This is a genomic window from Paracoccus aerodenitrificans, from assembly GCF_027913215.1.
Taxonomy (GTDB): domain Bacteria; phylum Pseudomonadota; class Alphaproteobacteria; order Rhodobacterales; family Rhodobacteraceae; genus Paracoccus; species Paracoccus aerodenitrificans.
This window is the reverse complement of the sequence record NZ_CP115784.1, coordinates 1,208,793-1,220,971: the sequence shown is the minus strand read 5'-3', so window position 1 is coordinate 1,220,971 and position 12,179 is coordinate 1,208,793. Positions and strand designations below refer to the sequence as shown.

Annotated in this window: 15 protein-coding genes, 2 tRNA genes and 1 pseudogene; 8 read left to right on the top strand and 10 right to left on the bottom strand. The window is 62.3% G+C overall.

Annotated elements, in window-relative coordinates; genetic code table 11:
- The first annotated feature begins 15 nt into the window (after window positions 1-15).
- From ihfA to PAE61_RS07515, 4 genes are all read left to right on the top strand, one after another.
- Window positions 16-318 (top strand): integration host factor subunit alpha, encoded by a 303-nt coding sequence (gene ihfA / locus PAE61_RS07530; protein WP_271114695.1) that lies wholly within the window; start codon window positions 16-18, stop codon window positions 316-318.
- 1 nt (window position 319) lies between these two features.
- Window positions 320-1,003 carry a MerR family transcriptional regulator gene (locus tag PAE61_RS07525; RefSeq protein WP_271114694.1) on the top strand — a complete coding sequence of 228 codons (684 nt, stop codon included), beginning with the start codon at window positions 320-322 and terminating at the stop codon, window positions 1,001-1,003.
- Window positions 1,004-1,076: 73 nt separating this feature from the next.
- Window positions 1,077-1,154: transfer RNA gene (locus PAE61_RS07520), tRNA-Pro, on the top strand.
- 52 nt (window positions 1,155-1,206) lie between these two features.
- Entirely contained in the window at window positions 1,207-2,286 is a 1,080-nt protein-coding gene (locus tag PAE61_RS07515; RefSeq protein WP_271114693.1) for a 2'-deoxycytidine 5'-triphosphate deaminase, read from the top strand.
- Here the strand turns inward: PAE61_RS07515 and PAE61_RS07510 are convergent.
- From PAE61_RS07510 to PAE61_RS07475, 8 genes are all read right to left on the bottom strand, one after another.
- Entirely contained in the window at window positions 2,267-2,488 is a 222-nt protein-coding gene (locus PAE61_RS07510; protein WP_271114692.1) for a hypothetical protein, read from the bottom strand. The two genes, PAE61_RS07515 and PAE61_RS07510, sit on opposite strands and share 20 nt — an antisense overlap.
- Before the next feature lie 3 nt (window positions 2,489-2,491).
- A complete protein-coding gene (gene scpB / locus PAE61_RS07505; protein WP_434803112.1) occupies window positions 2,492-3,148 on the bottom strand; it encodes an SMC-Scp complex subunit ScpB in 657 nt (218 codons plus the stop codon).
- Window positions 3,145-3,963 carry a segregation and condensation protein A gene (locus PAE61_RS07500; RefSeq protein WP_434803129.1) on the bottom strand — a complete coding sequence of 273 codons (819 nt, stop codon included), beginning with the start codon at window positions 3,961-3,963 and terminating at the stop codon, window positions 3,145-3,147. Before PAE61_RS07500 ends, scpB begins: the two co-directional genes overlap by 4 nt.
- A gap of 75 nt (window positions 3,964-4,038) precedes the next feature.
- A complete protein-coding gene (nagZ, locus tag PAE61_RS07495; RefSeq protein ID WP_271114691.1) occupies window positions 4,039-5,034 on the bottom strand; it encodes a beta-N-acetylhexosaminidase in 996 nt (331 codons plus the stop codon).
- On the bottom strand, window positions 5,031-6,146 hold the full coding sequence (locus tag PAE61_RS07490; RefSeq protein WP_271114690.1) for an SPOR domain-containing protein: 1,116 nt from the start codon (window positions 6,144-6,146) through the stop codon (window positions 5,031-5,033). Before PAE61_RS07490 ends, nagZ begins: the two co-directional genes overlap by 4 nt.
- A gap of 64 nt (window positions 6,147-6,210) precedes the next feature.
- Window positions 6,211-7,956 (bottom strand): arginine--tRNA ligase, encoded by a 1,746-nt coding sequence (gene argS / locus PAE61_RS07485; RefSeq protein WP_271115107.1) that lies wholly within the window; start codon window positions 7,954-7,956, stop codon window positions 6,211-6,213.
- Between the two features lie 68 nt (window positions 7,957-8,024).
- Entirely contained in the window at window positions 8,025-8,681 is a 657-nt protein-coding gene (locus PAE61_RS07480) for a GntR family transcriptional regulator (protein ID WP_271114689.1), read from the bottom strand.
- A gap of 31 nt (window positions 8,682-8,712) precedes the next feature.
- Window positions 8,713-9,330: a M48 family metallopeptidase gene (locus tag PAE61_RS07475; RefSeq protein ID WP_271114688.1), complete on the bottom strand. Its 618-nt coding sequence runs from the start codon at window positions 9,328-9,330 to the stop codon at window positions 8,713-8,715.
- 151 nt (window positions 9,331-9,481) lie between these two features.
- Between PAE61_RS07475 and PAE61_RS07470 the strand changes: the two genes are divergently transcribed.
- From PAE61_RS07470 to PAE61_RS07455, 4 genes are all read left to right on the top strand, one after another.
- Window positions 9,482-9,802 (top strand): TIGR02300 family protein, encoded by a 321-nt coding sequence (locus PAE61_RS07470; RefSeq protein ID WP_271114687.1) that lies wholly within the window; start codon window positions 9,482-9,484, stop codon window positions 9,800-9,802.
- Window positions 9,803-9,868: 66 nt separating this feature from the next.
- Window positions 9,869-10,267, top strand: a complete 399-nt coding sequence (locus PAE61_RS07465; protein WP_353620387.1) for a DoxX family protein — start codon at window positions 9,869-9,871, stop codon at window positions 10,265-10,267.
- Between the two features lie 147 nt (window positions 10,268-10,414).
- Window positions 10,415-10,490: transfer RNA gene (locus PAE61_RS07460), tRNA-Ala, on the top strand.
- 169 nt (window positions 10,491-10,659) lie between these two features.
- Window positions 10,660-10,866, top strand: a complete 207-nt coding sequence (locus PAE61_RS07455) for an AAA family ATPase (RefSeq protein ID WP_271114686.1) — start codon at window positions 10,660-10,662, stop codon at window positions 10,864-10,866.
- Window positions 10,867-10,972: 106 nt separating this feature from the next.
- On the opposite strand, the pseudogene PAE61_RS07450 reads toward PAE61_RS07455, so the two are convergent.
- Together PAE61_RS07450 and PAE61_RS07445 are read right to left on the bottom strand one after the other, a co-directional pair.
- Window positions 10,973-11,302 (bottom strand): annotated as a pseudogene (locus PAE61_RS07450) (ATP-binding protein); the annotation flags it as partial.
- 10 nt (window positions 11,303-11,312) lie between these two features.
- A protein-coding gene (locus PAE61_RS07445; RefSeq protein WP_271112274.1) for an IS5 family transposase occupies window positions 11,313-12,070 on the bottom strand; the annotation gives its coding sequence in 2 pieces (ribosomal slippage) (window positions 11,313-11,734 and window positions 11,734-12,070; 759 coding nt in all).
- Window positions 12,071-12,179 lie beyond the last annotated feature (109 nt).

Genomic DNA, 12,179 nt, shown 5'->3' with positions numbered 1-12,179 from the left:
CGAACGAGGTAAATTATGAGCGATAGCACCCTGACCCGGATGGATCTGGCAGAAGCCGTTTTCCGGGAGGTTGGATTGTCCCGTCATGAATCGGGCCAGTTGGTAGAAAGCGTGCTGACCCATATTTCCGACGCGCTTGTTCGCGGCGAGCAGGTCAAGATCTCATCCTTCGGTACATTTTCGGTACGCGACAAGAATGAACGTATCGGCCGCAATCCCAAGACCGGTGAGGAAGTTCCGATCACCCCGCGCCGGGTGCTCAGCTTCCGCCCTTCTCATCTGATGAAGGACCGGGTCGCTTCGGGCAATAAGGGCTGACATGCGCAAAGCGGCCGAGGCATTCCGATCCATTGGCGAGGTTTCGCAACTGGTCGGAGTCGCGCCGCATGTTCTGCGCTATTGGGAAACCCAGTTTCCGCTTTTTTCTCCGGTCAAGCGCCGCGACGGGCGGCGCTATTACCGGCCGGAAGATATCTGGATGGCTGCTGGCTTATGCGAGGTGCTGCGCGAAGAAGGCGTATCCATCCGCGATGCCAAGAAACAGATGGCATCGGATCGCGGGGCCGCACTGAAGACGCGCGGTGCGGCTCGGCTTGAGGGCGCAACCGGCGATGCCGGATCGGCTGAGGCGCCTGACATGGCGACTGCGCGTCCAGCCAAGGCCAAATCCGCCAGACAGGATATTGCGGGAAGTTCCTCCGGTCCAAAAACGCCCGCGACAACAAGAAAAAGCAAAAATCAGCCGATGCCAGATTCCGAATCGCTTCCTTTATTTCCCGATCTGAAACCATCTGACACCATTCAACCCGATGCCGCGCGGGCAGCGCCGAACCGGCCTGTTTCCCGTGTCGCGGCACGGCCCAAACCCGCGCCGAGCAGCCTGTGGCTTGCCCGTCTGACCTCGATCTGCACCGATTTGCGCGGCGTGGCGGCGATGCCGCCTCGGGACAGCGCGGTGCTTCTTGAGCGGATTTTGAAGGCGCGATCTGCGCATCATTCTTAAGCGTATCCGGTGACGGATTTTTCTGTCGCGGCCTCTTGTGTCCCGGGTCCGCTTCGCACTATATGGCCGACGTCGGGCTGTGGCGCAGCCTGGTTAGCGCGTCCGTCTGGGGGACGGAAGGCCGTGAGTTCGAATCTCGCCAGCCCGACCATTTTCGAAAGCCCATCCCGGCGGGATGGGCTTTCGTGTATCGGGAGATCGGAATGAACGGCGTTTTACCTGACAGCGAAATCCGCAGCCTCATCGCGAATGGTGCCATTTCCGCGCAACCGCCGATTACCGACGCACAGATCCAGCCCGCAAGCCTCGATCTGCGTCTGGGCAACCGGGCCTGGCGGCTGCGGGCGTCATTCCTGCCCGGCAGCGACAACCGGGTTCAGGACCGCCTGTCCGATTTCGAAATGCACCAGATGGACCTGTCGAACGGGGCCGTTCTGGAGAAAGGCTGCGTCTATCTGGTCCCGCTGGCGGAACGTCTCAGCCTGCCGAAGGGGCTTTCGGCGGTGGCCAATGCGAAATCCTCGACCGGGCGTCTGGATCTTCTGACGCGGCTGATCACCGATAACGGGACCGAGTTCGACCGCCTGCCCGATGGGTATGACGGCCCGCTTTATGCCGAGATCTGCCCGCGCAGCTTTTCCGTTCTGGTGCGTCCGGGCATGCGGCTGAACCAGCTTCGGCTGCGTTCGGGGCATGCGGTTCTTGACGATGATGAATTGCGCCACCTGCACGCGGCCTCACCGCTGGTTGAGGGTCACGCTCTGATCGATCAGGGGCTTGGTTTTTCCGTGGATCTGCGCCCCGAGCAAGGCGAGCTGGTCGGCTATCGCGCCAAGCCGCATAGCGGTGTGGTCGATCTGGACCGGATCGGGGCCTATGATCCGCGCGATTTCTGGGATGCGTTGCACAGCAGCGATGGACGGCTGATCCTCGATCCCGGCGCGTTCTATATTCTTGTCAGCCGTGAATCGGTGGCGATTCCTGCCGATTATGCCGCCGAGATGGCCCCGTATCTGGCGATGGTCGGCGAATTTCGGGTGCATTATGCGGGGTTCTTCGATCCGGGGTTCGGCATCGGTGCGACCGGTGCAGGCGCACGCGGCGTTCTGGAGGTCCGCTGCCATGAGGCCCCCTTCGCGCTTGAGCATGGTCAGGTCGTCGGCAGGCTGGTTTACGAACGCATGGCTCAACGTCCCGAACGTCTCTACGGTCAGGAAATCGCGTCGAATTATCAGGGCCAGGGGTTGAAACTGGCCAAGCAGTTCAGCGCATACGGCGACTGATCCGCGCCATTTTCCGCGCCCGCTGCACCATATCCTTCGTGCTGCGTTTCGAACGCGCGGTTTCCTCGCGCTCTTGATCGGTCATATCCTCGACCTTTTTTCCGCGCCGGGCCAGCATTTCGGCACCACGGTCGATACCGTAATTCGTCGCCCGGTGCGTCACCTGCCTGAGCACCATATTCAAAAGACCATTGAAATTCATCGGTTATTCCTCTTCGCCAAACAAATCACCGGGTTTGTCGCTATCGCCGATATCGTCATCCTCATCGTCCCTGACAAGAGGGGCCGCGAATTCTCCCGGCGGGCGGTTGTCAAGAAGACCTGCCGCGCGAAGCTCGGATAATCCGGGAAGATCGCGGGCGGTTTCCAGCCCGAAATGGTCCAGAAAGTCTTCCGTCACCACAAATGTCACCGGCCGCCCCGGAGTCATCCTTCGCCGTCCGACCCGCACCCAGCCTTGCTCGATGAGCTGATCCAGCGTCCCCCGTGAGGTCGCGACACCTCGAATTTCCTCGATCTCGGCGCGGGTGACGGGCTGGTGGTAGGCGATGATCGCAAGCGTCTCGGTCGCCGCACGGGAAAGGCGGCGGGTTTCGACGGTTTCGCTTTGCATCAGGAAGGACAGATCGGACGCGGTGCGAAAGGCAAACGCCTCTCCGACGCGGGCCAGTTCGATGCCCCTGCCCTCATAGCGGCGACGCAGACGGGCCACGGCTTCCGCAGGGTCAGCGCCATGAGGCATCCGCTCGGCCAGATCGCGCAGGCTGACAGGCTTTGCCGAAGCGAACAGCATCGCCTCGACCATCCGTTCCTGTTCGTCAAGCGGAGGGGCTGGGAAGCCGGAGTCGTCGTTCATGGTCATGAATGCTCTTTCGGGCCGGTCTTGCGGCGGATCGTGATCGGGGCGAATGTATCCGACTGGCGGATCTCAAGCCTGCCCTCACGCGCAAGCTCCAACGTCGCGGCGAAAGTGGCAGCGGTGGCCGAGCGCCCGCGCTCACCCGCGCCCCACCCATCGGGCAGGAATTCGGCAAGCGAGGTCCATTCGCCCGCGAAGCCGATCAGATGGCGCACACGCTCCAGCGCCTGTTCCATCGTGAACACATCCTTGCGGTCGAAGGCATAGGGGCGGAATTCGTCCCGCGTCTTCAGTCGTGCATAGGCCCGCATCAGATCGATCAGCCCGACCTCATAGGTCACGCTGCGCCTGCGGGCGATCTGTTCCGGCATGCCGCGCACGAAACGCGACTGCCCCAGCCGGTCGCGCCCCATCAGCCGGGCCGACGCCTTGCGCATCGCATCCAGCCGCTCAAGCTGAAATGCCAGATGCGCGGCAAGATCCTCGGCGGTCGGGCCGTCCTCCTCGGGATCGGGCGGCAGAAGCAGGCGGGATTTCAGGAAGGCCAGCCACGCCGCCATGACCAGATAATCCGCCGCAAGCTCGATACGCAGCTTGCGGGCCTCTTCCACGAAGTTCAGATATTGCTCGGCCAGTTGCAGGATAGAGACCTGCATCAGATCCACTTTCTGCGTCCGCGCCAGTGTCAGCAGCAGGTCAAGCGGCCCCTCATAGCCGTCAATATCGACGATCAGCGCCTCTTCCGCGCGGCGCTCTTCGACGGCGGCGGCTACCTCCAGCGGCAGAGGTGCCTTGCTGTCCTTGCGCCTTGGGCGCAGCGGGGTGACATTATCGGCCAAGCGGACCTCGGTTCCTGATTCAAGGCCGCAGAATCGGCGTCGCCGGACCGGCTGTCAAGCTTGCGCCCACGCCACCTGCCCGCCCAGAGCGCGATATTCGGCCAGAAGCGTCTCGGCAGTGGCGGTATCGGGCGCACGCCGGAAGCTCAGCGCATGGTCACCGCGAGCGGCAGCGGACTGGGTCATCTCTCCGGCATTGGCGACGACCTGTTCCATTTCATCCATCTGGCCGTGGCAATGCAGCACCAGATCGCACCCCGCCCGGATCGCGGCGGCGCTGCGGTCTCCGATTGAGCCTGACAGCCCGTTCATCGAGATATCGTCCGTCATCAGCAGGCCGTCAAAGCCGATTTCTTCACGGATCACCCGGATCATCCGGCCTGATGCGGTCGCGGGCGCATCGTCCAGATCGGTAAAGCGGATATGCGCGGTCATTCCCAACGGCAGATCATTCAGGGCGCGGAACGTCGCGAAATCGGTCCCGGATAATTCCTCATGCGTGGCGCTGACCACAGGGGTTTCCTTGTGACTGTCCGCCACGGCGCGGCCATGTCCGGGCATATGTTTCATGATCGGCAGGACGCCCGCCTCCAGCATGCCCTCAGCGGCGGCACGGCCACGGGGCACGATGTCATCGACATTGCGGCCAAGGCAGCGATTTTGCAGGAAAGGATGGGTGCTGTCCGAGGCGATATCGAGCGTCGGCGCACAATTGCTGTCGATCCCGACCGCCCGCAATTCCTTCCCGATCAGGCGATAGCGAAGCCGCATGGCCTGCGCCCCGCGCTCGGCATCTTCCAGCGGCGGCGACCATTCGGCCCAATGGGGCGCACGCAAACGCTGCACCCTGCCCCCTTCCTGATCGACAGTTATGAGCGCATCTCGGCCCACCGCATCGCGCAGATCTCCGGTCAGGCGGCGAAGTTGGTCAGGATCCGCGACATTGCGGGCGAACAGGATAAATCCCCAAGGATCGGCCGAGCGGAAGAAATCCCGCTCGGCCGGTGTCAGTTCGGTGCCGAGAAGCCCGAATATCGCCGCAGTGGTCATTGCGCCGTGGCGGGGTAGCAGTCGGTCCCTTCCGCGATCAGCGCCGCGCAGAAGCGACGCGCATCGTCACGCGAGTCGAACCCGGCGACACGCAGGCGATAGAAGGTGCGGCCATTCCGCTCGGTCGTCTGGACCACCGGCGCCTTGCCCGAGAAAAGCGACGAGAAGCGGCCCGAGATCCGGTTCCACTCGCTATCCGCGATACCGTTCGAATCGAAGGCACCGATCTGCACCAGAGGCGCACCCGAGCTGACCTGAACCTGAGGTGCTTCAGCGACGGCCTCGGCAACGGCTTCTTCAATCGCGGGGCGCGAGGCCGGGGCGGCCTCGGCGGTCTCCGTGTCCTGCGGCGCGGCAGCGGGCGCGGTCCGGGCGCGGGCAGCGATGCTGGCCGGACGCGGAGCGGGGCGCGGTGCGCTGATCGCCGGTGCGGCCTCGGGAAGCGGGTCCGCCTGAATTTCGGCGGTCATCGAAGCAGCTTCCTCGCCCATGCCAACAATCCCAAGCGAGGCAAGATCGGTCTGACCATCCGCGATCAGATCGGCTGCCAGACCCGAGGCGGCCTCGGCATCGGTAACCGCCACGACCGGTTCTTGCGGGACGCTTGGCGCGACCTCAGCGGGAACGGCTTCCAGCGCCGCGGTTTCGGCAAGCTCGCCCATCGCGACATCTTCTTCCAGCAGGCCGGTCGGCGCAGGGGCGATGGCTATTTCGGCATTGGGCGGCATCTCGACACCTGCCGCAATCTCATTCACCGAAAGACCGCCATTCCGTGTCATCTCACCGCCCGGATCGTCCGGCGCGGTGCGTGCATCGCCCTGAACGGCACGGATCACCGGCACGCCCGAGACATCCCGCGCGACAAGCTTATATCCCCAGACCACAAGCCCGATCAGCAGGATGACCGACACAACCGCGCCCAGATAATGGGTCAGCCGTCCCAGCCTTGCGCCAATGGGCTCCAGATAGTCCTGATCGTAGGGCTGGTCCTCTTCATACCAGCCATATTCATCATCATACTCATCCTGAGCCTGATGCTGATAAGGGTATTGCCGCGCCTGACGGGGCGCGGACTCCGCAAAACGGCGCGAGCCGAAATCGGTTACTGCCATACGATGCCTGCCTGCCGGATGACCGGCTGTTGATTACTGCCCGATCCGGCATCTGGCGCATTTATCAGCGCATTTCTTTAGCCGGAGTCACCCCAAGAATAGCAAGACCTGACGAAATGACAACGCCAACGGCACGCAGCAGCGCAATTTTTGTCGCTGTGCCCTCGGAATCACCCTCCTGAATGAAGCGCAGACTGGTTTCGTCATTGCCCCGATTCCACAGCGAATGCAGGGCTCCGGCCAGATCGTACAGGTAGAACGCAACGCGATGAGGCTCATGCGCGGTGGCGGCAGCCTCGATCAGGCGCGGATACTCGGCCAGCTTGCGCTGCAATTCCAGCTCTGCCGGGTGGCTCAGCCCGGAAAGATCCGCCCCGGAAAGCGCGGCATCAGAGATATCGACGCCCATTTCCGCCGCCTTCGCCATCACCGAATGCACCCGGGCTGAGGCATATTGCACATACCAGACCGGATTATCCTTGGACTGTTCCAGCACCTTGTCGAAATCGAAATCCAGCGGCGCGTCGTTCTTGCGGGTCAGCATATGGAAGCGGGTCACATCCCTGCCCGCCTGCTCGACCACATCGCGCAGGGTGACAAAGGTCCCGGCGCGTTTGGACATCTTGAAGGGCTCACCATTCTTGAACAGCTTCACAAGCTGGATCAGCTTGATATCCAGCGGCACGCGGCCATTGGACAGCGCCTTCACCGCCGCCTTCATCCGCTTGACATAACCACCATGATCCGCGCCGAACACGTCGATAAGCTGATCGAAACCGCGATCCACCTTATCCCAGTGATAGGCGATATCCGGGGCGAAATAGGTCCAGCTTCCGTCGGATTTCATCACCGCCCGGTCCTGATCGTCGCCATGATCGGTCGAGCGGAACAGCGTCTGCTCCCGCGCCTCCCAATCATCGGGCAGCTTGCCCTTAGGCGGTTCCAGCACACCCTCATAGATCAGCCCGGCAGAGCGCAGCCGGTCGATAGCCGCCTCGATCCGGCCCGAGCCATACAGCGCCTTTTCGGATGAATAGACATCCATCTTCACATTCAGCGATGCCAGATCCTCGCGGATCATCTGCATCATCGCCTCGGTGGCGAATTCGCGGATATCGGCAAGCCATTCATCTTCGGGCCTGTCCAGCAGGCTGTCGCCGTATTTCTCCTTCAGCGCCTGCCCGACCGGGATCAGGTAATCGCCCGGATAAAGCCCCTCGGCGATGCTGGGTTGCTGTCCATTCGCCTCGCGGTAACGCTCATAGGCGGAACGCGCCAGCACATCGACCTGAGCGCCTCCATCATTGATGTAATATTCCCGCGTCACGTCGTAACCGGCAAAATCCAGCAGATTGGCAAGGGCATCGCCGAAAACAGCACCGCGCGTATGTCCGACATGCATCGGGCCGGTCGGGTTCGCGGATACGAACTCGACATTAACCCTGATCCCCTGCCCCAGATCCGAGCGGCCATAGCCCTCAGGCGCCTTCAGCGCTGCGCGAACCACGCCGTGCCATGCCGACGGATCCAGCCGCAGATTGATGAAACCCGGCCCGGCAATCTCTGCCGAGGTGATCCGTGCATCCCCGGTCAGCCGCGCCGTCAGTTTTTCGGCGACGTCGCGCGGCTTCGCCCCGGCGGGCTTGGCCAGCACCATCGCGGCATTCGTCGCCATATCGCCATGCGCAGGATCGCGCGGCGGCTCTACGGTAACGTTTTTCAGATCGAGACCGGCAGGCAGTTCGCCCGCGTCCATCATCGCATTCAGCGCGTCCGAAACGACGCCGTGAATTTCGGCAAAAAGATTCATCATAGTCATCCGATTGTTCCCGACTGCGATAGCCCCGCTACGCCCCAAAGGTCAACGGGGGGCAAAAATCAGCGCGCGGCGCTTTCCGCCGTCAGATGTCGCAAACCGTGGGTCACATCGGCCCGGATCGACAGGCGCAGCGCCGGATCGTCCCCCGCCTTCAGCGCCGCGATGATCATGCGGTGATGACGCGGCGGAGAATTGCGCTGCACCTTCCCATAGAGCGCCCGCATCGTCGGCCCCAGCTGCAGCCAGACGGTTTCGAGAATCGCCAGCATCGCCGGAGCCTGCGCCCGAAGATACAGCGTGCGGTGAAAATCCAAATTGCTGCGGATATAGCCGACCGCATCATGACGCATCACCGCTTCGGCAATGCCGTTATTAATGGCGCTCAACCGCTCGATCAGCGCGAAATGGGCGCGTGGCAGGGCGCGGGAGGCCAGTTCCGGCTCGATCAGCGCACGCAGCGCCGCGAGTTCCTCGATCCGCTCGACGGAAAGTTCGGGCGTCATGACCCGGCCCGATGCGGAAAGCGTCAGCGCCCCCTCGGCGGCCAGTCTGCGCACAGCCTCGCGGGCCGGTGTCATCGACACGCTGTATTCCGAGGCAATGCCCCGCAGCGTCAGGGATTGCCCGGGCGGCAACTCTCCGACAAGGATGCGGCCGCGCAGATTGCGGTACAGCCGCTCATGCGCGGTGGGATCGGTCAGGCGGGCGGCGCTCATGCGGTATGTGTGATCACATCGCGCTCCGGGGTCAATCCTCGAACCGCCATGCCTGCAAACCGGACCCGTTCACCCGAAGCCATGCCCGGTGCCGGGCGTAATCCGGCATCAGCCGTTCAACCGCCGCCCAGAAACGCGGCGAGTGGTCCATATGCGCAAGATGCGCGACCTCATGCGCGGCCACGTAATCCAGCACCTCATAGGGGGCCATCGCCAGCCGCCAGGAAAACATCAGTCGGCCATCCGAAGTACAACTGCCCCATCGCGACCGCGTATCGCGCAGCGTCATGGCACGCGGCTGCCGGCCCAGATTTGCGGCATGCCGGTCCACAGATTCGCGCAGCGCCGCATGCGCATGATGCTTCAGCCATGCCCGCACGGTCGGCCCGACCGGCTTGCCCGAAGGCACCGCCAGCACCGCATCGCTGAACCGCACCCTTTTGACCGGCAGCACAATCACCGTCACCGCCTGCCCCGAAACCGGGATCACGGCCCCATCCGCGACGATCTGCGGGGGCGGCCTTTCCGCCAGAGTCCGCTGCAGCCAGTCCGCCCGCGAGGCCGCAAAGCCCCGCCCCTCTTCCAGCGTGACGCGCGGCGGCAATGTCAGCACGACATCTCCGCCCGTGCGCGGGACACGCAGCGTCATCCGCCGCGCCCTTGAATTGCGCCGGATCAGAACCGTTATATCGCCGATCTGTATCTGCTGCTGCATTGCCTGACAGGATAGGTCTTTACAGCCCAATGGGCTTGTGGCAGGGGAACCCGGATTTACCTAACCGCGGCGTAAGGAGAATACCATGCCCAAAGAGGAATGGGGCACGAAGCGCCTGTGCCCGCATTGCGGATCGCGCTTCTACGATCTGCAGAACGACCCGATGACCTGCCCTGTGTGCTCGACCGAGTTCACGGTGGAAAGTCTTGCCCAGGGTCGCAGCCGTTCGCTGGTCTCTGAGAAAACAGCGTCGAAGGACAAGGATCAGTCCAACGATCTGATCGAAGACGATCTGGACGATGACGACAGCAGCAATATGGACGACGATCTTCTGGAGGATGACGACGACGATGACGACGTCTCTCTGGACGACATCGCCGATGTCGCAAAAGACGACGAGGACTGATCGAAGGGATTGTTAATACGAACATTTTCGCCGAAAGAGATGCTTTAACCAATCTATGAGGCGAATGTGAGTTTCAAATCCCTGTCCCCCTATGCCCCCTTGATGCGCAGCGTGCTGCGCATCGTTGCGGCGCTGATCTTCCTTGCACATGGCTCGCAGAAGATCCTTGGCATTCCCGCCAGCAGCAGCGCCTTCCCGCCCGTCATGTCGCAATTCTGGATCGCAGGCATGCTGGAGCTGGTCGGCGGTGCGCTGCTGGCCCTCGGCCTGTTTTCCCGCCCGGTGGCATTTATCCTGTCCGGCCTGATGGCCTTCGCCTATTGGCTGGCCCACGCGCCTCAGCATCCGGTTCCGGCACTGAACGGGGGAGACGCCGCAATCCTGTATTGCTTCGTGTTTCTCTATATCGCCTTCGCCGGTCCGGGCCCTCTCAGCCTTGACCGCATACTGGGCCGCGACCACTGAACCAGCCCTTGCAGGCAAAGCGAAAACGGGGCGAACCAGCCCCGTTTTCTTTTTCCTTGCAGCGACGAAATTCCCCTTGCACCCACCATTCCGACCTCATATAGACCCCCCACGCAACGACGCACCGCGCCGCTGCAGACCTCCGGTGGGGCCATAGCTCAGTTGGTAGAGCGCTTGAATGGCATTCAAGAGGTCAGGGGTTCGACTCCCCTTGGCTCCACCACGATATCCATGAAAAGCACCAGATAGTTCTGCCTTTCTCGTCAGAGAATTTGCCTCTGCCGCACAGACCGGTGCTGTTTTCCCTACGAAAATCCATGCTGCTTTGATCCGCGGCGTTCAGTGCGTCGATCGCCGCGCAGCCCTTCCCCCTTCAAAACCGAGGATGGCCCATGAGCGACCGTTTCTTCGTCGTGACGGGCGGCCCAAGTGCGGGCAAGACCAGCCTGATCACCGAGCTTGCCCGCCGCGGTTTCCATACAACCCCCGAATCCGGCCGCGCGATCATCCGCGAGGAGATAGTGCGCGGCGGAGATGTCCTTCCTTGGGCGGATCGCACCGCCTATGCCAAACGGATGTCAATCGGCATCCAATCGTGACCCCTTATCGGCGTCCAAAATTGACCCCTCTGGAGCTGAGCTGGCCCGTCGCTGCATAGTCTTCATGTAACGCCGCGGCGACGGGCCAGCGGGGGTTCCGCTTGCCCTACGCCCGGTTCTTGAAGCGCCAGCTTTCGTTGCCGGTTTCGACGATCTCGCAATGATGGGTGAGCCGGTCGAGGAGCGCGGTGGTCATCTTGGCGTCGCCGAAGACGCTGGGCCATTCGCCGAAGGCGAGATTGGTGGTGACGATGATCGAGGTCCGCTCGTAAAGCTTGCTGATCAGATGGAATAGGAGCTGGCCGCCGGTCTGGGCGAACGGGAGATAGCCAAGTTCGTCTAGGATCAGGAAGTCGAGGCGGGAGATCAGTTCCGCGGTCCGGCCCTGTCGTTCGGCCCGGGCTTCGGCGTCGAGCTTGTTCACTAGGCTCAGGACTCGTTCTTGATCATAACCAGAAGATGACGGTCGCGGCGAGCAGGATTGCAGAGAAGAAGGTCTCGGGGCAACGGTCGTATCGGGTGGCGACGCGCCTCCAATCCTTGAGTCGGCCGAACATGATTTCGATGCGGTTGCGGCGTTTGTAGCGCCGCTTGTCGTATTTGACGGGTTTCTTGCGCGACTTCCGACCCGGGATGCAAACCTTTATCCCCTTGTTTTTCAAGGCATCTCTGAACCAGTCGGCATCATAGCCCCGATCGGCCAGCAGCCAATCCGCCTCCGGCAGGCTGTTCAGAAGTGCCGCTGCCCCGGTGTAATCACTGACTTGTCCGGCGGACATGAAGAACCCTATCGGGCGGCCCTTCGCGTCGGTGACGGCGTGCAGTTTCGTGTTCATGCCGCCTTTCGTTCGCCCGATCTGGCGCCCGCGCCCCCTTTTTTGACCCGCAGGCTCGAGGCCGTGCGGTGCGCTTTCAGATAGGTCGCGTCGATCATGATCGTATTGTGTTCGGCGCTCTCGGCGGCGAGGCCCACCATGATCCGGGCGAAGGTCCCGTTCTCGCTCCAGCGCTTCCAGCGGTTGTAGAGCGTCTTGGCGGGGCCGTAGTCCGTCGGCGCGTCGCACCATCGCAAGCCATTACGATTGATGAATATTATGCCGCTCAGCACACGCCGGTCGTCAACGCGTGGCTTGCCGTGGGATTTCGGGAAATAGGGTTTCAGACGCTCCATCTGCGCGTCAGTCAGCCAGAAAAGGTTGCTCATAAATCAGGTCTCCTTGCAGAGCCTGAATCACGCAAACAGCCCGAAATCAATGGGTCTGGAGCCTAATCTTCTGAAATACCGCCTATTTACAGTATCACTGAGCACGGGA